The organism is Mesorhizobium sp. M0227, assembly GCF_040321855.1.
Taxonomy (GTDB): domain Bacteria; phylum Pseudomonadota; class Alphaproteobacteria; order Rhizobiales; family Rhizobiaceae; genus Mesorhizobium.
In genome coordinates this window covers 115989-140540 of the sequence record NZ_JAMYSJ010000013.1, presented here as the reverse complement: position 1 = coordinate 140540, position 24552 = coordinate 115989, and the positions used below count along the sequence as shown (strand labels likewise).

The 24552-nt window shown below is 60.9% G+C and carries 25 protein-coding genes, 1 tRNA gene and 1 pseudogene; 9 read left to right on the top strand and 18 right to left on the bottom strand.

What is annotated here, in order from left to right:
- Window position 1 precedes the first annotated feature (1 nt).
- The 13 genes from NKJ00_RS19450 to rpoZ form a co-directional block, all read right to left on the bottom strand.
- Window positions 2-520 carry a PaaI family thioesterase gene (locus NKJ00_RS19450; RefSeq protein ID WP_023812876.1) on the bottom strand — a complete coding sequence of 173 codons (519 nt, stop codon included), beginning with the start codon at window positions 518-520 and terminating at the stop codon, window positions 2-4.
- Window positions 517-1293: a DNA repair protein RecO gene (gene recO, locus NKJ00_RS19445; protein WP_352630838.1), complete on the bottom strand. Its 777-nt coding sequence runs from the start codon at window positions 1291-1293 to the stop codon at window positions 517-519. Before recO ends, NKJ00_RS19450 begins: the two co-directional genes overlap by 4 nt.
- A 131-nt stretch (window positions 1294-1424) precedes the next feature.
- The gene (locus NKJ00_RS19440; RefSeq protein ID WP_352630836.1) at window positions 1425-2561 is read right to left on the bottom strand and encodes a porin; all 1137 of its coding nucleotides are present in this window, start codon (window positions 2559-2561) and stop codon (window positions 1425-1427) included.
- Window positions 2562-3291: 730 nt separating this feature from the next.
- Window positions 3292-4185: an aminoglycoside phosphotransferase family protein gene (locus tag NKJ00_RS19435; protein WP_352630834.1), complete on the bottom strand. Its 894-nt coding sequence runs from the start codon at window positions 4183-4185 to the stop codon at window positions 3292-3294.
- Between the two features lie 5 nt (window positions 4186-4190).
- Complete coding sequence (era, locus tag NKJ00_RS19430) at window positions 4191-5117, bottom strand: GTPase Era (RefSeq protein ID WP_352630831.1); 927 nt, start codon at window positions 5115-5117, stop codon at window positions 4191-4193.
- Window positions 5114-5866: a ribonuclease III gene (gene rnc / locus NKJ00_RS19425; protein ID WP_128303083.1), complete on the bottom strand. Its 753-nt coding sequence runs from the start codon at window positions 5864-5866 to the stop codon at window positions 5114-5116. Before rnc ends, era begins: the two co-directional genes overlap by 4 nt.
- Entirely contained in the window at window positions 5866-6615 is a 750-nt protein-coding gene (gene lepB, locus NKJ00_RS19420; protein WP_013532585.1) for a signal peptidase I, read from the bottom strand. The genes rnc and lepB overlap by 1 nt, the downstream gene beginning before the upstream one ends.
- 78 nt (window positions 6616-6693) lie before the next feature.
- Complete coding sequence (acpS, locus tag NKJ00_RS19415) at window positions 6694-7107, bottom strand: holo-ACP synthase (RefSeq protein WP_128303037.1); 414 nt, start codon at window positions 7105-7107, stop codon at window positions 6694-6696.
- Complete coding sequence (locus tag NKJ00_RS19410; protein WP_352630829.1) at window positions 7104-7703, bottom strand: DUF2062 domain-containing protein; 600 nt, start codon at window positions 7701-7703, stop codon at window positions 7104-7106. Before NKJ00_RS19410 ends, acpS begins: the two co-directional genes overlap by 4 nt.
- A gap of 255 nt (window positions 7704-7958) precedes the next feature.
- Window positions 7959-8339: a VOC family protein gene (locus NKJ00_RS19405; protein ID WP_352630857.1), complete on the bottom strand. Its 381-nt coding sequence runs from the start codon at window positions 8337-8339 to the stop codon at window positions 7959-7961.
- Window positions 8340-8408: 69 nt separating this feature from the next.
- On the bottom strand, window positions 8409-8987 hold the full coding sequence (gene pyrE / locus NKJ00_RS19400; protein WP_127289373.1) for an orotate phosphoribosyltransferase: 579 nt from the start codon (window positions 8985-8987) through the stop codon (window positions 8409-8411).
- Window positions 8988-9037: 50 nt separating this feature from the next.
- Window positions 9038-11266 (bottom strand): RelA/SpoT family protein, encoded by a 2229-nt coding sequence (locus NKJ00_RS19395; protein WP_023812864.1) that lies wholly within the window; start codon window positions 11264-11266, stop codon window positions 9038-9040.
- 128 nt (window positions 11267-11394) lie between these two features.
- Window positions 11395-11796, bottom strand: a complete 402-nt coding sequence (gene rpoZ, locus NKJ00_RS19390) for a DNA-directed RNA polymerase subunit omega (RefSeq protein WP_023812863.1) — start codon at window positions 11794-11796, stop codon at window positions 11395-11397.
- A gap of 324 nt (window positions 11797-12120) precedes the next feature.
- Between rpoZ and NKJ00_RS19385 the strand changes: the two genes are divergently transcribed.
- The 4 genes and pseudogenes from NKJ00_RS19385 (at window position 12121) to NKJ00_RS19370 (ending at window position 14034) form a co-directional block, all read left to right on the top strand.
- Window positions 12121-12702, top strand: coding sequence for a LabA-like NYN domain-containing protein (locus NKJ00_RS19385; protein ID WP_023812862.1), 582 nt, complete (start codon window positions 12121-12123; stop codon window positions 12700-12702).
- A gap of 11 nt (window positions 12703-12713) precedes the next feature.
- Window positions 12714-13370 (top strand): uracil-DNA glycosylase, encoded by a 657-nt coding sequence (locus NKJ00_RS19380; protein ID WP_352630827.1) that lies wholly within the window; start codon window positions 12714-12716, stop codon window positions 13368-13370.
- A 42-nt stretch (window positions 13371-13412) separates the two neighbouring features.
- Window positions 13413-13738: pseudogene (locus NKJ00_RS19375) on the top strand (type II toxin-antitoxin system RelE/ParE family toxin).
- Window positions 13729-14034 (top strand): addiction module antidote protein, encoded by a 306-nt coding sequence (locus NKJ00_RS19370; protein ID WP_023812859.1) that lies wholly within the window; start codon window positions 13729-13731, stop codon window positions 14032-14034. The pseudogene NKJ00_RS19375 and the gene NKJ00_RS19370 overlap by 10 nt, the downstream one beginning before the upstream one ends.
- Window positions 14035-14089: 55 nt before the next feature.
- Here NKJ00_RS19370 and NKJ00_RS19365 read toward each other — a convergent pair whose 3' ends face one another.
- Genes NKJ00_RS19365 through dapA form a run of 3 tightly spaced genes read right to left on the bottom strand, consistent with a single transcriptional unit; the run spans window position 14090 to window position 16199 of the window.
- Entirely contained in the window at window positions 14090-14797 is a 708-nt protein-coding gene (locus NKJ00_RS19365) for a glycoside hydrolase family 25 protein (protein WP_352630825.1), read from the bottom strand.
- A gap of 15 nt (window positions 14798-14812) precedes the next feature.
- Window positions 14813-15292, bottom strand: coding sequence for an SsrA-binding protein SmpB (smpB, locus tag NKJ00_RS19360; protein ID WP_013532594.1), 480 nt, complete (start codon window positions 15290-15292; stop codon window positions 14813-14815).
- Window positions 15293-15317: 25 nt separating this feature from the next.
- Entirely contained in the window at window positions 15318-16199 is an 882-nt protein-coding gene (gene dapA, locus NKJ00_RS19355; protein ID WP_352630823.1) for a 4-hydroxy-tetrahydrodipicolinate synthase, read from the bottom strand.
- 247 nt (window positions 16200-16446) lie between these two features.
- Between dapA and NKJ00_RS19350 the strand changes: the two genes are divergently transcribed.
- Window positions 16447-18498 (top strand): lytic transglycosylase domain-containing protein, encoded by a 2052-nt coding sequence (locus NKJ00_RS19350; RefSeq protein ID WP_352630821.1) that lies wholly within the window; start codon window positions 16447-16449, stop codon window positions 18496-18498.
- Window positions 18499-18773: 275 nt separating this feature from the next.
- On the top strand, window positions 18774-19676 hold the full coding sequence (locus NKJ00_RS19345; RefSeq protein WP_352630819.1) for an alpha/beta fold hydrolase: 903 nt from the start codon (window positions 18774-18776) through the stop codon (window positions 19674-19676).
- Window positions 19677-19735: 59 nt separating this feature from the next.
- Here the strand turns inward: NKJ00_RS19345 and NKJ00_RS19340 are convergent, their stop codons facing one another.
- Window positions 19736-20830: a tyrosine-type recombinase/integrase gene (locus NKJ00_RS19340; protein ID WP_023812853.1), complete on the bottom strand. Its 1095-nt coding sequence runs from the start codon at window positions 20828-20830 to the stop codon at window positions 19736-19738.
- Between the two features lie 237 nt (window positions 20831-21067).
- Complete coding sequence (locus tag NKJ00_RS19335) at window positions 21068-22171, bottom strand: porin (RefSeq protein WP_352584950.1); 1104 nt, start codon at window positions 22169-22171, stop codon at window positions 21068-21070.
- 451 nt (window positions 22172-22622) lie between these two features.
- On the opposite strand from NKJ00_RS19335, the gene NKJ00_RS19330 reads away from it, so the two are divergent.
- The 3 genes from NKJ00_RS19330 (at window position 22623) to NKJ00_RS19320 (ending at window position 24497) form a co-directional block, all read left to right on the top strand.
- A tRNA-Ser gene (locus NKJ00_RS19330) sits at window positions 22623-22713 on the top strand.
- 230 nt (window positions 22714-22943) lie between these two features.
- Window positions 22944-23186 carry a GIY-YIG nuclease family protein gene (locus NKJ00_RS19325; protein ID WP_023812851.1) on the top strand — a complete coding sequence of 81 codons (243 nt, stop codon included), beginning with the start codon at window positions 22944-22946 and terminating at the stop codon, window positions 23184-23186.
- 123 nt (window positions 23187-23309) lie between these two features.
- Window positions 23310-24497, top strand: coding sequence for a porin (locus tag NKJ00_RS19320; RefSeq protein ID WP_023812850.1), 1188 nt, complete (start codon window positions 23310-23312; stop codon window positions 24495-24497).
- Window positions 24498-24552: the final 55 nt, after the last annotated feature.

The window sequence follows — 24552 nt, the reverse complement described above, 5'->3', positions numbered from 1 at the left end:
GTCAACGCGCCGCCAGATTGGCGGCCGGAAAGATCGAGCATGTTTCGGTGCCGAAAGCCAGCAGCTTGCCGCCGGCATCCTTCAACGTCGCTTCCGACACCGCCAACGTGCGGCCCTTGTGAACAACCCTGCCCTCGCACACCACCTCGCCGGTCCTCGGCGTGATGGGACGCGTCAAATTCACCTTGAACTCCGCCGTCGTATAGGCCTCGCCTTTTTCGAGCAGCGTCTGCACGGCACAGGCCAGTGCCGAATCGAGCAGCGTCGCCGCCCAGCCGCCATGTACGCTGCCCAGCGGATTGAGATGGCGCTCGCTCGGCATGCCACGAAAGACAGCGCGCCCTTCCGAGACTTCGGTGAGAGTGAAATTCAGCTGAAAGGAAATCGGCGGCGCCGGATACTTGCCGTCGACGATGCGCTGCAGCAATTCCAAACCGGTGTATTTCAGGATGTCGGCGTGCGGAATGGTGCCGAGGCCGAGCGGTGAGACCCGGCCAGGATAAAGTTCGACCTCGCTCATGTGATGATTTCTCTGGCTGCGTCCTCGCCAGCTATGGCCTTGCCGCGCGCGTGATGTTTGCGCAAGGCGGCGAGGAAGCCGGTACGAGCGTCTGGCGGCTCGAAGCCGCGCGGCTCATAGACATGGCGGTTGAAGAAGAAGCCGGTGAGCCGGAAGGCGTCCTCGACCGCTGCCGCATCGGCGCGCAGGCCGGAGCCGCGCTGCAGGAAAGCCGGCAGAGTCAGCATCTTGTCGCGCCAAGGCAAACCGGCTTCGCGCGATACCGCGCGTCCCGACTTCGGCGAGACATAGGCCAGGTCCTGTCGCGTGCCGGTGGCGGCGCATTGGCTGAGATCGAGGCCGAAGCCGAGTTCGTCCAGCACCAGAAGCTCGAAGCGCGCCACCAGTTCACCGGCAACATCGGCATCGTCGAGATGGACGATCATTACGGCAAGCGTTTCGTAGAGACCTTCATGCGCGTCGCGCTCGGGCAGCAGGCGCAGATGCGCGGCCATGGTCTGCAAGCCGTAGACGGCGACGGCGCTGTCCATCAACCGGGCCGCGTTCATCTCGATCGCCTCGGCCTGGAACGTGCCGAGATGTTCATCAAGGCGCGCACGCCACAACAGGTCGACGCGATTGCCGGGCTGGAGCACGGGCTGCTGCTTGCGCGAACGGCCGCCGCGAACAAGGCCGAGATGACGGCCATGCGCTCGCGTCAACACCTCGAGAATGGCGCTGGTTTCGCCATGCTTGCGGGTGCCGAGAATGATTCCCTCGTCGCGCCATTCCATTTCAGGAGCTTTTCACCGATCGGGTGGCGAAATCAAGGTATCGGCTTGCGCCGGGACCGACTCTTGCAACAGCACATAAAAAACCGCCCGCAGCAAATGCTGCGGGCGGGCTGGTGAGGTCAGTCGATCCGTTAGAAATTGCGCTGGAAGCGAACGATGCCGCCGACGCTGCTCTTCTTGTCGGCCTTGGTCCAGTTGTTGAAGTCGAAGTCGTCGAATTTTCCTGCATTGAGGTAATCGACTTCGGCCGTGATCGTGTAGCCGGGGACGATGGTGTAGGCAACGTTGGCCGCGACGGCGAGGTTCTTCCAGTCGTCATAGGAGACCTGGGCGTTGAACGAGGTCTTGTCGTTGAACTTGTAGGTGCCGCCGCCCCAGATCGCCCAGTTTCCGCCCCATGGCTTGTACTGGGTACGGCCTGTGCCGAAGTCGTTGATGTTGTCGTTGGTGCCGTAGCCGCCCATGACGAACAGCGTCAGTTCCTTGCTGACGTTGACGTCCAGTCGGACCTTGCCGGCCACTTCCTCATAGTTGCTGTCATAGGCCACGACGCCGGTGATCGCACCCCAGTCGCCCTTGTACTTCAAACCGCCGACGACATGCGGAACATAGCTGTCGATGGTGTTGACGCCGGTGCCTTCTTCGAGCGAGACCACGCCCGTGACGCCGTTCCCCGCGTCGAAATTGTACTGGAGGACGTTGGTGTCCTTGATGCCATACGGGATGATCGTGTCCTGGATGACGTTGCCGGCGTAACCGATGAACTGGTCGTATGCCGTTTCATCCTTACCGACGCGCAGGCCACCGAGCTGGATCCAGGCGAAGTTCAGGGTGGTGGTCTTGTTGCCGGCCTGCCAGCCGGCGCCGCCACCTGTATAGTCGCCGGAAGAGTTGCCGAACTGGAAGCGGGTCTCGGTAAAGGTCTTCAACGTGCCGAGTTCGGTTTCCTGGCCGGTATAAGTCCTCAGCGTGAAGCGCATGTTCTTGTAGTAGGTGTCGTTCCTATCGCCGTCCATGTGATCGGAAACGTTGTTGGCGCCATCCAGCGCGCCGGAATCGCCGACGCCCATGTCGTAGCGGAGATAGCCGCCGATGCGCAGGCAGGTCTCGGTGCCCGGAATATAGAAGTAGCCGGCGCCGTAGACGTCGCAGATCTTGACGTATTCGGCTGGTTCCGGTTCGGCGACGACGACAGCGTCGGCGGCGCGTGCGCCGCTGACCGCGATCAGGGCCGCGGCTGAGCCGAGAAGGAGGCTCTTGATGTTCATTTTCTGACCTCTCCAGTCATAGTTATAAATGGCTTCGGATTTGTGGCTGGCGGCAATGTTTTCCCGCCTCACCCCCACAACGAAAAAGGCTCGCATCGCTCGCCCTTTTCAGCGGCGAACATACCCATCGATCATCTGCCTTCAATGACCATTTCCGAAATAATTCTAGTTCTATGAACAGATTAGTGCTGTGTTGCACAAATAACACTTATTACCAACACGAATGGCACAATCGGCACAACGTCATATTTTGAATATATATGCGGATACTTACGTGGCTAAATACATTTCTAACGTTCTATATTTCTAAAATTACCGCACAGTGCGGAATATCTACCTGATTTACGCCGAAATCGACCTGGCTCTTGCCGCCACCCCTCTATCAGCGGATGACGCTCATCCGCCAAATCTACTCTGATACCGAGGCGAAAGCGGGATGACGCTTCCAAGCCTGTCTGCTCTTCCAAGACGATCGAAACTCCCTGGAGCGCTGTCGCGTCGCCGATTGTGACAGCAGCCAGCCGTTGAAGACGATTCCTCCATGACGCCTCTCAATCGACCTTGGCGACGCCGGCGATGTAGTCCCCCGCCTTGATCAGGCGGGTGGGCACGCATAGGTCCGGAAAAGCATCGCCTCGGCCAGAATGTCCCTGGTCGCGCCATACGAGGCGGATGGTTCGGCGACAGGATTAGGATCTGGTGGGCGAGAGCGGCTTGAACGTTTGGCGCCTCACGCGCCGTGCGCGTGATCGGCAAGCACTTCATCGATCACGTGACGGGATCTTTCAACCTCGACAGGGTTGACGTCGATCTGTCCGGCAACCGTGATCAGCGCCTTCCAGAGCGTCCAGCCACGACCGCGCGCCCACATCGCCTCGTCGGCCGGAAGGCCGGCACGAAACGCCTCCCGGCTTTTGCCTTCCAACAGCGTCCACGCGATCGCCAGATCGCAGGCGGGATCGCCGACGCCGGAGGTTCCGAAGTCGATCACCGCGCTCAATCGGCCTTGCCTGACCAGCAGGTTTCCCCAACTGACGTCACCGTGGAACCAGACCGGCGCACCGTGCCATGGTGCGGCAAGTGCTGCCTCCCACACCGCACTGGCGGCGTCCGTATCTATCTTGCCGTCGAGAGCAGCAATCGCTTGCCACGTTTCGCCATCGTAGACGCTGAGTGGTCCGCCGCGAAAGAAATTGTGCTGTCCCGGCGCCGGTCCACCGGTCGCATCGATCCGCTGCAGGGCGACCAGGAACATGGCCAGGTCGGTCGCGAATCGCGGCAGGCTGGCGATACGCTCGCGCTTTGCTGTCTCGCCTTCGATCCAGCGGTAGACGGACCAATGCCAGGGATAGTTTTCGGCCGGAACCCCCATCGCCAGCGGCACGGGAATCGGCAGCGGCAACAGAGGCGCCAGCCTCTCCAGCCAGCGATGTTCCTTTTCCACCTGCAGGGAATAGGCCGCGGCACTCGGCAGCCGCACGGTCATCTCGTCGCCGAGATGGAAGGTCCTGTTGTCCCAGCCGCCAAACTCGACGGGCCTGACCGCAAGGTCCTTCCAACGGGGAAACTGCGTGGCGATCAATCGGCTGACAAGCGCTATGTCGATGTTCGGCTTGCTGTCCATCGATCCTAGCGCGGAAACTCGAGCCCCATCTCGCGATAGCGCTCGGGATCATCGCCCCAGTTCTCGCGCACCTTGACGAACAGGAACAGGTGCACCTTCTGTTCGAGGATGCCTGCTATCTCCATGCGCGCCGCCTGGCCGATGGCGCGGATGGTCTCGCCCTTGTGGCCGAGCACGATCTTCTTCTGGCTGTCGCGTTCGACATAGATGGTCTGGTCGATGCGCACCGAACCATCCGGCTTCTCTTCCCATTTCTCGGTCTCGATATGCGAGGAATAGGGCAATTCCTGATGCAGCCTGAGATAAAGCTTCTCGCGCGTGATCTCGGCCGCGAGCTGGCGCATCGGCAGGTCCGAGATCTGGTCTTCCGGATAATACCACGGGCCAACCGGCAGAGCCTCGGCCAGATAATCGAGAACGTCCTTGCAGCCGGAACCGGTCAGCGCCGAAACCATGAAGGTGCGTTTGAACGGCACCCTTTCGTTCGCTGCCGCCGACAGAGCCAGCAGCGCTTCGTGCTTGACGCGGTCGACCTTGTTGAGGATCAGCACCATCGGCTGGCGCACATCCTTCAGCCGTTCGAGGATGGCGTCGGCGTCGCCCCTGATGCCGCGCTCGGCGTCGATCAAAAGCAGCACGATATCGGCGTCCTTGGCCCCGCCCCAGGCGGTGGTCACCATCGCCGTGTCGAGCCTCCGCTTCGGCTTGAAGATGCCGGGCGTGTCGACGAAAACGATCTGCGCATTGTCATGCGTGGCGATGCCGCGCACGATGGCGCGGGTCGTCTGCACCTTGTGGGTGACGATCGACACCTTGGCGCCGACCAATTGGTTGACCAGCGTCGACTTGCCCGCATTGGGCGCGCCGATCAGGGCAACGAAACCGGAATGCGTGGGGGCAGCTTCCGTTGCCAGTTCTTCGGTGGCGGTCATGCCGCACTCCCTTCACTTGAGCGCGCGCGCTCCGATTTTTGGGCCGACGTGGTGGCCCAGACGCCTTCGCGCAAAAGAAATGCCGAAGCCGCCGCTTCTTCGGCAACCCTGCGGGAGCCGCCAGTACCGCTTATCGGCGCAAAGCCGCGGACCTGCAAGGACACGGTGAAGACGGGCTGGTGGTCCGGGCCTTCGCGTTTCTCGATCACATATTCGGGACGCGCATCGCTGGCCTTGGCAATCCATTCCTGCAGATCGGATTTCGGATTGAGCGGTTTTGCGATCACCGTATGCGAGCGCGGTTCCCAGTAGCGCAGGACGAACCGCCGCGCGGCCTCGATGCCACCGTCGACGTAAACCGCCGCGATCAGGGCTTCTACCGCATCCGCCAGATAGTTTCCGCCCGAGCCACGCGACCGCATCTTCAAGGCAGAATCGGCGCGGACCAGATCTTCGAGCTGCATTTCGATGCCGATTTCCGAGCATGTCCGCGCATCGACCAGCGCATTGAAGCGCGGCGCGATTTCACCTTCCGGCGCATCGGGAAATTTCTCGAAAAGCATATCGGCGACGACAAGCCCGAGCACGCGGTCGCCAAGAAATTCAAGACGTTGGTTGTTGGTGGCCGCCTTGACCGCGCTGGAATGCGTCAGGGCGGTCTCGAGCAAACGGACATCCTTGAAGACGTGGCCGGTCTTGGCCTTCACCAAACCGGCCAGGGTTTCGCCTGTCGGACGCTTCAAAGCCATCAATTGACGAAGTGGAACAGGCGCGAAGCGCGCATCAGCGACGGCCATTTCCAGATTTCGAGAGGGCTCGCCTTGCCGGCGATCGAGAAGAAAACAAGATTGGCGCGGCCAACCAGATTTTCCGCGGGAACGTAGCCGACGGTGAAACGGCTGTCGGCGGAATTGTCCCGGTTGTCGCCCATCATGAAATAGTGGCCGGGCGGCACGTCGAATTCGCGGGTGTTGTCGCCGATCGAGTTCGAATTCAGGTCGAGCGTGTCGTAGCTGACGCCGTTGGGCAAGGTCTCACGATACACATCGATCGGTCGCGATTCTTCGGTGATGTCGGGATTGTCGATCTGGCCTGTTTTCACGCGGGGCACGCCGACGCCGTTGATGAACAGCTGGCCGTCCTTGACCTGGATCTTGTCACCCGGCAGGCCGACAACGCGCTTGATGTAGTCGACGGACGGATCAGGCGGGAACTTGAAAACCGCTACGTCGCCGCGCTTCGGCTCGGAGCCCCAGATGCGGCCTGAAAAAATATCGGGTCCGAAAGGCAGCGAGTAGCGCGAATAGCCATAGGACCATTTGGTGACGAACAGATAGTCGCCTTCCAAAAGCGTCGGCCGCATCGATCCCGACGGGATCGAAAAAGGCTGGAACAGCAGCGTGCGGATGACCAGGGCGAGCAAAAGCGCCTGGACTATGACGCTGACGGTCTCGCCAAGCCCGCCGGATTTCTTCTCGGATTTTTCAGCCACGCTCATGTCGTCCTCGATTGTGCGTTGGATGGTATAGAGTCTCGGCGCGCGCTGGGCAACGTCAATGCCGGTCGTCAGAGGCAATCAATGTGGCGCTTCTTCGACGGGCAGCGCCTCGATGATCACAAAGGCTTGAGCGAGCGGGAAATCATCCGTGATGGTGAGGTGGATTGCCGCGCGATGGTCTTTTGGCAGGATTTTGTCCAGCCTGGCCTGCGCTCCTCCGGTCAGCGCCATGGTCGGCGCGCCACTGGGCAGGTTGACGACACCCATGTCGCGCCAGAACACGCCCTGCGCCAGACCGGTGCCCAGCGCCTTGGCGCAGGCCTCCTTGGCAGCGAAACGCTTGGCATAGGAGGCAGCACGCGCCTGCCGGTTTTCGGAGCGGGCCTGTTCGATCTCGGTGTAGATTCTCTGGATGAAGCGCTGGCCGTGACGCTCCAGCGACTTTTCGATGCGTCTGATGTCGATCAGGTCGCTGCCGATGCCGATGATCATCGCGCGGTGGAACCGATGCTTGCGCCGGGATGGGACGATTGCGCATGCCGGCTTGCACGCTCGGCCAGACGCTTGCGCCGCTGTTCGCGGAAAGCGTTCATGCCCCAGCGCGTGATGGCGTAGAACAGCAGCCCGAAGGCGAGCCCGAGCGGAACCGCGCCGATCAGCATCGGTTCGAGGACCGGTTTCCACAATTGCGCGAAGGAGAGATTATGCAGCATCTCGCCCAGATGTGCCGGCGGCCCATGCGTCGGCAGGCGGTCATGCAGGATGAGCTTGCCCGTTTCCCACGACGCGCCCCATAGCAACGGGAAGGTCAGCGGGTTGCCGAAAAAAACCGCGCCGAAAGCGGCCGCCACCAGATTGCCGGCGATCACCCAGCACAGGAGGGCAGCGATGATGAAATGGAAACCGACGGGAAAGAATGAAGCGAAGACACCGGCCGCAACACCGGCCGCAACCGCATGCGGTGTGGCCTTCAGCCGCAGGATGCGCTTGGAAAAATACTGAAGCGAGCGCGAAAACGAGCGGCGCGGCCAAAGGTAGGTACGCACCCGCTCATAAAGGCCATCAGGCTTGCGGCGTCGAAAAAGCACTCTGTTCCCGTTCCACAGCGCCCGCAACGGCACCTTCAGCCGGGCGTGGCAGCCACATCTTGCGCTTGACGATCACCCTATGGCAATCGCCACCTTATATAACGACGCGCTGGCGCAAGAACAACCAAACACCTTCTGTGCGCCGCGCTTGTCGCCGCCCTTCGGGGCGGCAGGTCTTGCTTCGAACATCGGATAATCGCGGCGAATTTAGGGAACCGGCAGTCGCATCGCCGAAAGGCGCATCGTCGCCGGCGGCTACCGCAGGTATTCGCTGACCTCGACCAGATTGCCGTCTGGGTCACGGAAATAGACCGACATCATAGGACCTCTAGCCCCGACACGTTCGACCGGGCCGAGTTCCACCGCCACACCATTGGCCGCGAGCCGGGCACGGACCTCATCCAGTGGCCGGTCGGTGATCAGGCAGAAATCACCTGATCCTGATGTCGGCGACTTCGCCTTGGGCTCGAAGGTGCGGCCGACCTCATGCACATTGATCTTATGGGTACCGAAAGCCAGCGCCGTCGGCCGATCCGCCGCGTCGATGCGCTCAAAACCCAGCACGCGCTGGTAAAACTCACAGGTCACTTCCAGCGAAGCGACCGTCAGCACGAAATGATCGATGCCGGCGATCATTTCCAATCTGTCTCACGCATGTCGCTTTCCCCAAAACCGCCGCACACTGTTGGGCGAAAAAATGCCCCGTCAGATGTTGCGGCTGCCGGGCTTGATCGCCGGGATGGCGGCAAGCTCCGGCGGCAGCCGGTCGGCCGGATAGGCCGGGACCTCATACTCGGCAAGCGCGATGAGCGGCACACCGACATCGGTCTTGCCAGCCGAACGATCAATGATGCAGGCCGCGGCCACCACCTCGGCGCCAAGATCGCGCAGGCACTCGATGGTCTCACGGATCGACAGGCCAGTGGTGACGATGTCCTCGACGATGACGACACGCGAGCCCCTGGCGATCTCGAAGCGGCGCAAGCGGAACTTGCCGCCTTCCCGCTCGACCCAGATCGCCGGCACGCGCAGATGACGCGAGGTCTCATAGGCCGGGATCAGCCCTCCGATCGCCGGGCCGACGACATAATCGATCTTGCCTGGCACGCCAGCGCGGATCTTCTCGGCCAACGCCTTGCACAGAAGCTCGGTCTTGTCGGCATGCATGAACACGCGCGCCTTCTGCAGGAAGACCGGACTGCGCAGGCCCGAGGTCAAAATGAAATGCCCTTCCAGAACAGCACCCGCCTCGCGGAAAATGCCCAGCACTTCATCGGTGTTCATGTCTGCCTCTTTTTGATTGACCACGACTTTGTCCGAAACCGGAGCATGGTCTAGCCATTGACGCGTCTTGCGTCGCTGACGCTCGAATTGTCCTTGAGCTGCGACAGCAGCCGGTTGAGGTGCTTGAGATCCCAGACTTCGAGATCGATCAGCATTTCGGTGAAGTCGGGAGCAGTGCGCACCATCGACAGCGTATGGATGTTGGCGTCGTTCGAGGCAACCACCTGCGCTATATCGGCAAGTGACCCCGGCGCGTTGATGGCGGTGACCGATACGCGCGCCGGAAAGCGTTCCTTGGTGCGCTCGTCGATGTCCCAGCGCACGTCGATCCAGCGCTCGGGCTGATCGTCGAACGCCTGCAGCGCCGGCGACTGGATCGGATAGATGGTGATGCCGGTGCCGGGCTGGACGATGCCGACGATGCGATCGCCAGGCACTGCCCCTTCCGGCGCGAAGCGCACCGGCAGATCGCCGCGCACGCCGCGGATCGGCACGGCGCCATCGCGTGGCTGGTCCTTGTCCTTGCGCGCGGCGCGACCCGGAATCTGGAACAGCATGCCGGCGGCATTGCGGATTTTCGACCAGCCCTCCTCGCGCGGCTTGGGGACGGCCGTGGTGACGCGCTCATCCTTGTAGTCGGGGAATACCGCCTTCATGACGTCGGTGGAGGCGAGCTCGCCGCGCCCGACGGAGGCCAGCACATCCTCGATGTCCTTGCGCGCCAGCCTGTGCAGCACCTGCTTCAGGCTCTCCTTGGTGAAGGTCTTGCCGGCACGCTCGAAGGCGCGCTCCAGGATGCGGATGCCGAGACCCGAATATTGCTTGCGGATGGCGTTCTTGGTGGCACGGCGGATGGCCGAGCGCGCCTTGCCGGTGACGACGACCGATTCCCAGGCCGCCGGCGGCACCTGCGCCTTGGAGCGGATGATCTCGACCTCATCGCCGTTCTTCAGTTCCGTCATCAGCGGCATGATGCGGCCGTTGACCTTGGCACCGACGCAGGTGTCACCGACATCGGTGTGCACCGCGTAGGCGAAGTCGATCGGTGTCGCGCCGCGCGGCAGCGCAATCAGCATGCCTTTCGGGGTGAAGCAGAACACCTGGTCCTGAAACAGTTCCAGCTTGGTATTTTCGAGGAAATCCTCGGGATTGTCGCCTTCGGCAAGCTGCTCGATGGTGCGCCGCAGCCAGGCGTAGGCGTTGGTTTCCTTTGAAATCGCGTGGGCGGCGCCATTCGTCTTGCCGCCGGTGTCCTTGTAGATCGAATGGGCAGCGACGCCGTATTCGGCGATCTTGTTCATCTCTCGGGTGCGGATTTGCAGCTCGACACGCTGGCGCGACGGGCCGACAATGGTGGTGTGGATCGACCGATAATCGTTCTGCTTCGGCGTCGAGATGTAGTCCTTGAAGCGGCCCGGCACCATCGACCACGCGGTGTGGATGGCGCCAAGCGCCCGGTAACAGTCCTCGACCGTGTCGACGACGACGCGGAAGCCGAAAATATCCGAGAGCTGCTCGAAGGACAGTGCCTTGGCCTCCATCTTGCGGAACACCGACCACGGCTTCTTCTGCCGGCTCTTCACGCCGGCGTTGATCGCATGCTTCTCGAACAGCGTGGACAGAGCCTTTTCAATGTCCGTCAGCACGCCTTTGTTGCGCTCGAAGATTTCGGCAAGCCGTGCGGTGACGGCGCGATAGGCTTCCGGATTGATGAAGCGGAAGGCGATCTCCTCCAGTTCCTCGCGCATGCCTTGCATGCCCATGCGCCCGGCCAGCGGCGCGTAGATATCCATCGTCTCCTCGGCGATGCGCAGGCGCTTGGCCTCCGGCATATGGTCGAGGGTGCGCATATTGTGCAAACGGTCGGCGAGCTTGACCAGCAGCACGCGGACATCTTCCGAAATCGCCAGCAGAAGCTTTCTCAGGTTTTCCGCCTGCTCGGCCTTCTTCGAGACGAGATCGAGCTTCTTCAGCTTGGTCAGGCCCTCGACCAGCTTGCCCATTTCGGGGCCGAACAGATCGTCGATCTCGGCCCGTGTGGCGGTCGTGTCCTCGATCGTGTCGTGCAGCAGGGCGACCGCGATCGTCGCCTCGTCCATATGCATCTCGGTGAGGATGGCGGCGACTTCGAGCGGGTGCGAGAAATACGGGTCGCCGGAAGCGCGCTTCTGGTGGCCATGCTTCTGCATGGCATAGACATAGGCCTTGTTGAGCAACGCCTCGTTGACGTCAGGCTTGTAGCGCTGGACGCGCTCGACAAGCTCATACTGACGCATCATGGGCGGGATCTCGCGGTGCTGAAATGATTGATGCGCCGCACTAGCGTACGGCGCATCCCATAGATAGCCACGAAACTGACTGGACGGAAGTGCCGGAAACGTATTCCAGGCAGGTCCAGAGCGCTGGCTTAGTAGTCGTCGCTCTTTTCCGGCGGCACCAGGCCCTCGATGCCGGCCAGGAGGTCTTCCTCGGTCATCCGGTCGAAGGTGACGTTCTCCTCGGTGTCATCGGCGTCGGTGGCCGCAACGGCGGCGCCGGTCTGATCGGCAATCGCCTCGCCGTCGGCTTCGGGCTCGTCGACCTCGACATGCTTCTGCAGCGAATGGATCAGATCTTCCTTGAGGTCGTCGGGCGAAAGCGTCTCATCGGCGATCTCGCGCAGCGCCACGACCGGGTTCTTGTCGTTGTCACGCGGCACGGTGATCGGCGCGCCCTGGCTGATCTGGCGGGCGCGGTGGCCGGCCAAGAGCACCAGCTCGAAGCGGTTGTCGACCTTGTCGATGCAATCTTCAACGGTTACGCGGGCCATGGATTGCCCCTTTCATGCGATGGATTTGATGGAAAACAGGCGCGGTCCATAACCCGAACGCCGCCAAAATACAAGCATCATGGCAATGGCCGGGCTGCATGGCGCCCAAACCTTGGTTCAAACACCCGATTTGGCAAAACCTGTCTGTGGTTATGTGTTCGGTGTCCCGATCACAATTGCTTGCAGTACCGCACGCACCCTTGGATTGCCGCGAAACTGGCGCTATCTCGGATGGCATGGAGGTCAGCCGGTTTATTATGAGCCTGACCGAACGCTATCGCATTTCGTTTAGACGGCCGTTTATTTCGAGAAGGAATATTTTCCATGTTCGACCCTCGTGAAAAAATCGCCCTATTCATCGACGGCGCCAATCTTTACGCAACGTCACGTGCACTCGGCTTCGACATCGACTATCGCAAGCTCCTGTCGAGCTTTCAGAAGCGCGGCTATCTGTTGCGCGCCTATTATTACACGGCGCTGGTCGAGGATCAGGAATACTCCTCGATCCGTCCGTTGATCGACTGGCTCGACTATAATGGCTTCAAGGTGGTCACCAAGCCGGCCAAGGAGTTCACCGACTCGACCGGTCGCCGCAAGATCAAGGGCAATATGGACATCGAGCTTGCGGTCGATGCGCTGCAGCTCGCCGATGTCGTCGACCACTACGTCATCTTTTCCGGCGACGGCGACTTCCGCACGCTGGTCGAGGCGTTGCAGCGGCGCGGTCGCAAGGTGTCGATCGTCTCGACCATGGCCTCGCAGCCGCCGATGATCTCCGACGACCTGCGCCGCCAGGCCGACCATTTCATCGACCTGATGACATTGAAGAACGAGGTCGGCCGTGATCCCTCCGAGCGGTCGGTGCGGCGGCCCGAGCCGGCCGAAGTCGACGAGGACGATTACTGAGGCCAGTCGCCTTGACCGCCCTTTCCGCCTCCGGACCCGGCCGCGATTGCCCGCTCTGCCCGCGGCTGCATGACTTCATCGCCGAATGGCGGCAGCGCGAGCCGTCCTGGTTCAATGCGCCGGTGCCGACTTTTTTGCCGCCGGAGGGCGACGCCGGAGTTCAATTGCTGATCGTCGGGCTGGCGCCTGGCCTTCGCGGTGCCAATCGAACGGGCCGCCCGTTCACCGGCGACTATGCCGGCGACCTGCTCTACTCGACGATGATTTCGCACGGTTTTGCGCGCGGAGAGTTCAAGGCCCGGCCAGACGACGGATTGGAGTTGGTCGGCACCGCGATCACCAACGCGGTGCGCTGCGTGCCGCCGGAGAACAAGCCGGTGGGCGCCGAGATTGCCACCTGCCGGACATTCCTGGTGCCGACGATCGCGCGGTTCCCCAATTTGCGCGCCGTGCTGGCACTGGGATCGATCGCGCACCAGTCGACCGTGCGGGCACTGGGTGGGCGCGTCGCCGCCTACCCGTTCAAGCATGGCGGGCAGCTGCCGGCCGGTGGCGTCACGCTGTTTTCGAGCTATCACTGCTCACGCTACAACACCAATACCGGCGTGCTGACCGAGGCAATGTTCGTCAGCGTTTTCAGCCAGATAGCGGCGTTCTTGGGCAAGTAGGCACGATAAGCAATCAGCTTCTCCCCTTGACAATAGTCAACCATGGTTTACAGTTACCATGATGCAGGTTTCGAAACCGATACATTCAAACGCTGGCTCGAAGACCTCCGCGACGCGCAAGCAAAAGCCCGCATTGTTCGGCGCATCGACCGACTGACTGTAGGCAATCCGGGAGACGTCAAGCCCGTTGGCGAGGGCATAAGCGAAATGCGGATCGACGATGGTCCTGGCTATCGCATCATTTCCTCCAAGCAGGCAACTTGTGCGTGCTGCTCCTTTGCGGTGGCGACAAAGGAACGCAAAGCAGAGACATCGCAGCCGCAAAAAAACTCGCCAAGGAATGGAAGGACAAGGCAATATGGCAATGAAAGTCACAGCCTTTGACGGGGCCGAATATCTCGACACTCCAGAGGCAATCGAAGCATATCTGGCAGCGACGTGCGAAGATGGCACCGCAGCGGAGATTGCTCATGCGCTTGGCGTCATTGCGCGTGCGCAGAACATGACGAGACTTGCCGAGAAAGCCGGTATGACGCGACAGGCTCTCTACAAGGCCCTGAGCGGCGAAGGGAATCCCGAATTCGCAACGATCATGAAAGTGGCCGAGGCGCTTGGTCTGAAACTGACCTTCGTGAGCGCGCAGGCAGGACGGAACGCTGCGTAACACGGATCAGCGCGCCGACATTTGGTTCTCCATCTCGCCAGCGGAATTCGTCTGATCAAGGTGCAGCGAACAGCTCGGCCAATTTCTTCGGCCCACCCTGCAGCACATTCAGGTCGACATCGCCGTTGATGCCGTCGACGCGACCCCTGTTGTGGTACTGCCAGTAGACCCAGTCGTCGCGATCCGGCTCCAGGAGCAATGAGCGGAGCCAGAGCGGACGGGCAGCAATGCGCCCTGCATACGCTTCCGCTGCGTCGTCGGTCAGATAGACCACCGCCGGCTTGCCGAACGCCGCCTCGACTGGAGCGAGGAACGCGGCCAGTTCGGCGTTCAATTGTTCGGGCGTCGGCCGCTGCGGGCAGTTGCCGCCGAATTCGATATCGACCACGGGCGGCAGCAGGGGCTGATCGTGCGGCACCACCGAGATGAAATTCTTCGCCTGGTCCGCACCCGGCCGGCAAAAGGTGAAAAAGTGATAGGCGCCGACGGCGAGACCGGCGGCCCGGGCCTCTTCCAAATTCCGTGCGAAAGCATCATCGACATGATCGCCGCCTTCGGTCGCCTTGATGACGGCAAAGGCGACATCGTCGGCGGCTACGCGCCGCCAATCGATCTGGCCCTGATGATGGGAGACGTCGATGCCCCTGACCGGATATTTATCGCGATCCGGCGAGAATGTGCGGAAGTAGAGATAGCCGCCTGCCGTGACGAGGCACACCGAGACCAGGCTCGCTAGACCGAAAAGAACAATCCGGTTCGTCAAGCGAATGGCCCCAGCCTACCCACGCTCTTTTAAGAGCCGGCCCTTCTCGCGCGACCAGTCGCGCTGCTTCTCGGATTCGCGCTTGTCGTGCAGTTTCTTGCCGCGGCCGACGGCGAGCAACAGCTTGGCGCGACCCTGGTCGTTGAAATAGATTTTCAGCGGCACCAGCGTCATGCCTTCGCGGTCGACACTCTGCGACAGTTTCGCCATCTCGCGCTTGTTGAGCAGCAGCTTGCGGCGCCGGCGCGGCTCATGGTTGAAGCGGTTGGCCTGCAGATATTCCGGCAGATAAGAGTTGATCAGCCAGATCTCGCCGCCTTCGACCGAGGCATAGCTGTCCTGGATGTTGGCTTGGCCCTGGCGCAGCGACTTGACCTCGGTGCCGGTCAGCACCAGACCGGCCTCGACCGTGTCGAGCACCTCATAGGAAAACCGCGCCTTGCGGTTTTCCGAAACGGTCTTGTTGTTGGGATCGGCTTTTCTGACTTGATTCATGATGCGGAGAGGTGGCGCCTCATCCCTAATTAATCAAGCCGGCGTGCTTCATCGCCGCATCGATCTTGTCGGCGGTCGACTGTTCGACCGTCATTAGCGGCGAACGCAGCACATTTTCGACCTTGCCCAGCTTCGACAGCGCATATTTCGCCCCGGAAACGCCAGGTTCGATAAAGATCGCCTTGTGCAGCGGCAGCAGACGATCTTGCAATTCCAGTGCCTTGGCGCTGTCGCCGGACAGCGTCGCCTCCTGAAATTCCGCGCACAGCCGCGGCGCGACATTCGAGGTCACCGAGATGCAGCCGACGCCGCCATGCGCGTTGAAACCAAGCGCCGAAGCATCCTCGCCCGAAAGCTGGATAAAATCCATGCCGCACGTGGCGCGCTGCTCGGAGACCCGTTCGACCTTGCCGGTGGCATCCTTGACGCCGACAATGTTCTTGAAGTCGTGCGCGAGCCGCCCCATCGTCTCCGGCATCATGTCGATGACCGAGCGCGGCGGGATGTTGTAGATGATGATCGGCAGCTTGGTCGCCCTGGCGACGGCAGCGAAGTGCTCGTACAGGCCGCGTTGTGTCGGCCTGTTGTAATAGGGCGTGACAACGAGTGCAGCGTCCGCACCGGCCTTCTCGGCATACTGCACGAGGCCGACCGCTTCCTCGGTGTTGTTGGAGCCGGCGCCGGCGACGACCGGAACGCGGCCCTTGGCCACCTCGATACACACCTTGACGACCTGGCGGTGCTCGTCATGCGACAGCGTCGGCGACTCGCCGGTGGTGCCGACCGGCACCAGGCCCGTCGTGCCCTCTGAGAGTTGCCATTCGACGAACGCGCGAAAGGCTTTCTCGTCGAAACGCCCGCTCTTTTCGAACGGTGTCACGAGCGCAGTAAGCGAGCCTCTCAGCATATCGTCCAACTCCTTGGCACTTCTGGTGTTTTGTGTCGGTGTTTGTGGTCGCGCCTTCTAGCCGAAAGCGAAGCGGCGCACCATAGTCTCGACATGGTTGCGCGGCAAGCATTGCCATGGTGCCAGCAAACGCAATTCGAACGGCCTCGCTAACTCTTTGTTTACGAGCTCTTCACGACCTAAGTTTAGGCTTCGAGGCATCTTCGCCTGCTTGTGGAATGCCAGGACAAGGAAAGACTTAAGGATCATGCCGGGCGGTCGGCCTCACATTCTCGCGCTGCTTGGCGCCACGCTCGCGCTGATGCCGGGCATGGCGATCAGTGGTAGCGTGGACGTACGGGTCACCTCAGCCATTCCGATGCCAGGCGCGGCAATTGCGCTGCCTGACCTGCAGGGCAGGACCCCACAGCCGCCCTTGCCCGACGTCGCCCCCTTGAAAAGCGGGCTGGATGCGTTGGCGGCGGGCGATAGTCCCCGCGCTCGTGGTGTGCGCGATGGCCTTCCCGCTCAGTCGCTCGACCAGCATATCCTTGCCTGGGCGATTGCGCTTTATGGCGGCGACAAGATTCCGAGCGGCGACATCACTGCTGCGGCCAAGATGCTGCCCAATTGGCCGGGCACCGTCGTCCTGCGCAAAAACAGCGAACGCGCACTCTATCGTGAAAATCCCGCCCCCGATGCCGTCATTGCGGCATTCGACGGCGGCCAGCCGCAGACATTCGAAGGCGTGATGGTTCTTGCCCGCGCCTATGTGACGTCAGGCAATATCAAGGCGGCACGTTCGGTGCTGTCGCCCTTCTGGCGCACCGCGATCCTGGAGGCCAGGGACGAGGCGGCGCTGATCAAGGAATTCGGCAGCTTGATCCCGGCCGCCGACCACCGTTTTCGCATGGAGCGCATGTTCTATGCCGACCGCGCGAATTCCGCCTTGCGCGTCGCCGGCCTGGCCGGTGCCCAGCAGCTCGCCGAGGCCTGGGCGGCGGCCGACAAAGGCGACAAGAACGCCGCCAAACTGCTGAAGGCGGTGCCGGCGGCGCAGCGTTCGGCCGGCTACTTCTTCGCGCAGGCCGAATATCTGCGCAAGCAAGAGAATTTTGCCGGGGCCGCCGCCATTGTGATGCAGGCGCCGACCGATCGCGACGCTCTCGTCGATCCGGATGCCTGGTGGGTCGAGCGCCGGGTGCTGTCGCGCGAATTGGTCGACCAGGGCGATATGAAGGCCGCGTACAAGATCGTCGCCACACACGCCGCCGAAAGTGCCGCCAATGCGGCAGACGCCGAATTCCATGCTGGCTGGTACGCGCTGCGCGGCCTGAACGACCCAAAAACCGCGGCCAGTCATTTCGCTCGCATCGCGGACCTCGCCCAGGGGCCGATGACGCTGTCGCGCGCCTATTATTGGCTCGGCCGTGCCGCGGAAGTCGGCGGTCCGGGCAATGCCAAGGACTATTTTGCACGCGCCACTGCCTATGGCACGACATTCTACGGCCAGCTTGCCGCCGAACGCGTGGGCCGGCAGGCGCTGAACATCGTCTATCCCTCGCCAAGTGCAGCCGACCGGCAGAATTTTGCCGGCCGCGAGGCCGTCAGCGCCATCAAGCGGCTGCAGGAGGCGGGCTACGACCGCTATGCCGAGACGCTCTATCGCGACCTTGCCGGGCAGTTGACGAGTCCGGGAGAACTGGCGCTGCTGGCTGTCCTTGCGGAAAAGCAAGGGAACCATTTCATGGCGCTGAAAATCGGCAAGATCGCCGGGGCGCGCGGCATCGATGTCGGCGCATTGTCGCATCCGCTCGGCGTCATTCCCGATTCGGCCGACATTTCCGGCTCGGGCAAGGCGCTGGCCTATGCGATCGCCCGCCAGGAAAGCGAATTCAACATCGGCGCCGTGTCGAGCGCCGGCGCGCGCGGGCTGCTGCAGCTGATGCCGGGAACCGCAAGGCAACTGGCGAAGAAGGCCGGGCTGCAGTTTTCACAAACACGGCTGACCACTGATGCCGGCTATAACGCGACGCTTGGTTCGGCCTTCCTCGGCGAACAGCTCGACCGCTTCAACGGCTCCTACGTGCTGACCTTCGCCGGCTACAATGCCGGCCCCAACCGGGCCAGCCAGTGGGTGGCCAGGTATGGCGACCCACGCGGCAAGGACATCGACGCGGTCGTCGACTGGATCGAGCGAATTCCCTACACGGAAACCAGAAGTTACGTTCAGCGCGTGATGGAGAATTACGAGGTCTACAAGATGCGTATTTCGGGCAAATACGACATTGTCGGGGATCTGGTGAACGGGCGGGGTTGACGGCTCAAGAGGCGACTTCGTCGAAGCTGGAGATCTCCCCCTTGCGGGGGAGATGCCTGGCAAGGCAGAGGGGGGGTGCTGTCCCTCGGCCTATCAGTTCAATGGCTCATTCCCAGTAATGGGCCAAGGTTGGCAATCCTTCACACCCCCCTCTGGCCTGCCGGCCATCTCCCCCGCAAGGGGGGAGATCGGCAGCTTCAGCGCCCCGCCCTCTATTTGACCATCCCCGCGCTCGCCTGTAGCAGTCGGCTGAGGCATGGCGGGAGAGAATCCAGATGTCGAGCACCAAAGGCTTTTCCGACTTCTTCTTCAGCGCACCCGATGAGCTGAAGCTTCATGCGCGCATCTATGGTGAGGCCAATACCGGATCCTGGCCGGTTGTCTGCCTGCCTGGCCTGACCCGCAACGCCAAGGATTTTCACGAGCTGGCGCTCTATCTGTCGACGGATGCGGCAACTCCGCGAAAGGTCATCGCCTTCGACTACCGTGGGCGCGGGCAGTCAGCCTATGATCCCGACGTCAAAAATTACAATGTCGGCGTGGAGGCTGGCGACATCCTGGCCGGGCTGACGGCGCTGAACATCGGAGGAGAAGCGGCCTTCATCGGCACCTCGCGCGGCGGGCTGATCATCCATGTGCTCGGGATGATGCGGCCATCCGTCCTGAAAGCCATTGTTTTCAACGACATCGGACCGGTGATCGAGACGGCCGGACTTGCTCATATCCAGTCTTATCTCGAGCGCGACCCGGCACCGAAAACCCGCACACAGGCGGCCGCCGCCCAGCGCAGCGTGCATGGCGAAGACTTCCCCGCCCTTGCCGGCCCCGATTGGGATCGGATGGCATGGGCTCTCTACCGCGAAACGGATGGTGGGCTGGTGCCGGATTTCGATCCGAAGCTGGTGGATACCGTGGCGAGCCTCGATCTGACGCAGAAGCTGCCTGATCTATGGCCTCAATTCGAGGCGTTGGCGGCCATCCCGTTGCTCGCCATACGTGGTGCCAATTCGAGATTGCTGTCCATGGACACGCTCAAGCAGATGAGAGAGCGCCATTCCATGATCGAGACGATCACTGTCGAGGGCCAGGGCCATGCGCCATTCCTCGATACCGGCAGCCTGCCGAGCGACATAGCCGCTTTTCTCGACCAAGCCGAGCGGAAGAATATCCCCACGTAAATCCCATGACCAAACAAAGTCACGGGATAGCTACAATACTATAAGCAGAATTCTTCAGCCTACTTGGCTTTTGAATTTTTCCGAGCCGCTTTCGGCGACTCCTTTGCGGCGGCGGCTGCCTCATCCCTCTTTTTTCGCCCTGCCGTCGGCGACGAAGGCGTCGTCACGGGCGAAGAAAACATGGAGCCTTCAGCGCGATTGCCGCCCGGCTGAGTCGATCGAGGCGTTTCCAGCACGATGACGCAGCCATCGAGATCGTTGGTGGCCAGATGCGCGTAGCGCATGGTCATCGACAACGTCTGGTGGCCGAGCCACATCTGCACGCGCCGGATGTCGATGCCGCCCTGGACAAGGCGCGAGGCGCAGGTATGGCGCAGTATGTGGGGTACCACCTGGTCGTCGGCGCCGAGGCCGACTTCGGCCTTCGCGTCGTTCCAGATGGCACGAAACTGTGCCTGGCTGAGCTTGGTGAACGGTCCTTTGGGCCGGCGACCCTCAGTGGGAGGCAGCTTGATGACTTCTTTGACTCGCTCGGTCATTGGAATGGTGCGGCTGCGGCCGGATTTGGTGATCCAGAAACTGACGCGATGCTCCTGGATATCGTTCCAGATCAGCCCAAGCGCCTCGCCGAGACGGCATCCGGTGTCGACCAGGAAGACGGAAAGCCTGTAGGCATCCTCGCTGCGGTTCTTGATGGCGGCGAACAGGCGCGCCTCTTCGTCCCTTTCGAGGAAGCGAATCCGACCCGCCCGCTCCTTCTGGCGGCGGAACTCGGGCAGGCTGTGGATATCTCCCATCTTGTGAGCCTTGCGCAGCAGTTTGCTGAGGGCAGCCATTTTTCGATTGATGGTTGCGTTGCTGTTGCCGCGCTGGCGCAAGGTGCCGATAAGGTTGTCCAGGGTACTTTGGTCAAAGGCGCTGAAACGCTCCCCAAGGAGAATCTCGTCTATTTCGCCGATGAACGAGCTGACATTATACTTATGCCGCCCATCATCCCATAATATGTCCCGATATGCTGAAAAAAGATCTCCGACCCGATGCGACTTTACTTCTCTAATCTTGTTGTAGGTGTATCGAATCTTCGGACTTTGAGAAGAAAACATCGAAAAATGATCAGAGGTCTCGCCCTCTTGAATCGCTTCGTTCGTCATCATTTGCCACACCCCCGAGTGGGATAGGTCAGCCCTACCCGCTTGGAAGCGTCCTTTCAAGAGATTTTAATCACGCAGTTGTGATTTCATCCGCCCATCAGCGGATCCCACGAAATCACCCCACGGATTTATTCAGCTACCGTTACCCCCATCCTTCCGTTTGCCTTGATCCAGTCACGAAACAAAAACAGCCCGGGCGTTGTGCGCCCGGGCTGGATTTCACCTGTAAGGAACCAGCCCTTAGAACGAGCGCTGGAAGCGGAGGATACCGCCGATGCTGCTGTCATCGTCAGCGCCGGTCCAGTTGGACGCCGGGAAGCTGCCCGCATTGACGTAGTCGACTTCGGCCGTGACCGTGAAGCCGGGAACGACGTCATAGGCGATATTCGCCGCGATGCCGAGGTTCTCGTCTTCATCATACGACACCTGGGCGTTGAACGAGGTCTTCTCGTTGAACTTGTAGGTGCCACCGCCCCAGACTGCCCAGTTGCCGCCCCACAGCTTGTACATGGAGCGACCACCGCCGAAGTCGTTGATATTATCATCAGTGCCGTAGCCACCCATGATAAACAGCGAAAGTTCATTCGTGGCGTTCACATCCAAACGAACCTTTCCAGCAACTTCTTCGTAATTGCTGTCATAAGCAATGACACCGCTGATGCCACCCCAACCCTGCGTCCACTTCACGCCGCCAACGACATGAGGGACGTAGCTGTCGATCGTGAAGTCGCCATAGCCTTCTTCGAGAGAGACCACAGCCGAGAAGCCGTTCCCAGCGTCGAAGTAGTACTGAATCACGTTCGTGTCGAAGCCACCATAAGGAACGAGCGTATCCTGGATGACGTTGCCAGCATAACCGGTAAACGTATCGAACGCCGATTCGTCCTTACCGACGCGCAGGCCACCGAGCTGGATCCAAGCGAAATTAAGCGAAATGCCCTTATTGAAGGCTTCGTCGCTAAAATTCGTGTTGCCGAAATTGATACGAGTCTCGGTGTAGGTCTTCAAGGTACCGAGTTCGGTCTCCTGGCCGGTCCAGGTCTTCAGCGTGAAGCGTGCATTTTTTCTCCAGGTATCCTGGACGTCACCATCCATCCGGTCGATAGCACGAGCACCATTAAACGAACCAATGTCACCAGCGCCGATGTCGTAACGCACATAGCCGCCGATGCGCAGGCAGGTTTCGGTGCCGGGGATGTAGAAGTAGCCAGCGCCATAGACGTCGCAAATCTTGACGTATTCAGCGGGTTCCGGCTCGGCGACGACGACGGCGTCGGCGGCGCGCGCACCGGAAACTGCGATCAGGGCCGCAGCGGAGCCGAGGAGAAGGCTCTTGATGTTCATTTTCTGACCTCCAGTCAAAAGTTAAAAAACGGGTCTGGGTATTCTTTGCTGAAGGACAGCGTTCCCTGCCCCATCCCCACTACCGAAAAAGATGCGCACCGCGCCGCTCCTTCGAAATCGACATTACCCATGAGCCGGCGGCGTTCAACCACGATCGTACCGGCGAAAGGGCTGTTCGGATGCTATCCCCTGGCGTTGTTGCACAAATGACACGATTTGGCCTCACTCAGAAAGCTCTCGTTAACCATCAGGCCCGCCGCACCCCCTTGTTTGCCGCCGAATCCGGCGAAGGGCCGTCGGAATCATGGCAAGCTCCCGAGTCGCTAGCCAGGAAACAACCGCAGAACCGCCACATCCATGGAAGGTCGCGGTTCGGCGCCTTCTTATTTTTGCATATAATGATGCGGGCTTGTTGATTGTGCCGGCGCTTTTCTTTATCCACCGGCGCAACGGAGAGGTGGCCGAGTGGTCGAAGGCGCTCCCCTGCTAAGGGAGTAGAGGTCAAAAGCTTCTCGTGGGTTCGAATCCCATCCTCTCCGCCATCCTGCTTCGCTCTTCGAGCTTCGCAGGACAAGTCCAGACCTCTGCGCGAAGCAGGATGCCCTCCGAAGCCTCGGCGAAGGAGGGCTAAAACCCTAGCAAAACAAGGTTTTCTGCTTGCACTGTGCGCTTCGCAGGACAAGTCCAGACCTCTGTGCGATCCCAGCAAAAGCAGGGGTTGGCGGGCCGCCTTCCCCGAGCCAGGATACTCGCTTGGTTAAGGGGGTGGCTCGTGTGGTACGTATACCTGCTGGAAAGCAAGGCTACGGAAGGTGAGCGCTACATCGGCGTGACTTCAGACCTGAAGCGCCGACTTGCCGAACATAACGCCGGAAAATCCAGCCATACATCCAAGTTCATGCCATGGCGGATCGTCACCTATATCGCCTTCTCGAATCGAGCCAAGGCGACCTCGTTCGAACGTTATCTCAAATCCGGCTCCGGACACGCTTTCGCCAGCAAACGTCTTTGGTGATTGTTCGCGCGACGGCGGAAAATCCAGTATATTTTCGAAAAACCCTGGAGCCTCAATCACTTAACGCATAAAAGCGGTTTGCCGGTTCCGCTGTTTCGTTCGATTCTGACTGGAGGTCAGAAAATGAACATCAAGAGCCTTCTCCTCGGCTCCGCTGCGGCCCTGATCGCAGTTTCCGGTGCGCGCGCCGCCGACGCCGTCGTCGTCGCCGAGCCGGAACCCGCTGAATACGTCAAGATCTGCGACGTCTACGGCGCTGGCTACTTCTACATCCCCGGCACCGAAACCTGCCTGCGCATCGGCGGCTATGTCCGTTATGACATCGGCGCCGGCGACGTCGGCTCGTTCGATGGTGCTCGCAGCAACGACGTGCAGGACGGCAAGAACCAGGGAGCCTGGTACAAGAACACCCGCTTCACGCTCAAAACCTGGACCGGCCAGGAGACCGAGCTCGGTACCTTGAAGACCTACACCGAGACCCGCTTCAATTTCGGCAACAGCAACGGTGATCCCGACTTTGGCCCGAACGATGCGCACAACAAGGACGTATCGCTGAACTTCGCCTGGATCCAACTCGGCGGTCTGCGCGTCGGTAAAGACGAATCGGCCTTCGATACGTTCATCGGCTACGCCGGCAACGTCATCCAGGATACGCTGGTTCCCTACGGCGACTTCGACACCAACGTCGTCCAGTACTATTTCGACGCAGGCAATGGTTTCTCGGCCGTGCTCTCGCTCGAAGAAGGCTCGGGCGCTGGCTCTGTCGACGATCTCGGCAACGGCAAGTATGGCGTTGGCACGATCGACAGCTATGTTCCCCATGTCGTCGGCGGCGTGAAGTGGACCCAGGGCTGGGGCGCGATCACCGGTGTCGTTGCGTATGACAGCAACTACGAAGAAGTCGCTGGCAAGGTTCGCTTGGATGTGAACGTTTCCAACGAGTTGTCGTTGTTCATCATTGGTGGCTATGGCACCGACGATAACCTCAACGACCCGACCTACGATCAGCCCGCGGGCGGTCGAGGCTTCTACAAGCAGTGGGGCGGCAACTGGGCAGTTTGGGGCGGTGGCACCTACAAGTTCAACGAGAAGACCTCGTTCAACCTTCAGGCGTCTGCTGATGACTGGAAGAACGTCGGCGTCGCAGCGAACGTTGCCTATGACATCGTCCCCGGCTTCACCGTCACGGCCGAAGTTGACTATCTTCACGCCGGCAAGTTCGATGAGGGCAGCACGGACAACGTCGCCTGGACTCCGGCCGACAAGAAGAACAGCGTCGGCGGCCTCCTTCGCTTCCAGCGCTCGTTCTAATAAGTTGCGACTTGTCGAATCGAAAACCCGGCGGGCAACCGCCGGGTTTCAGACT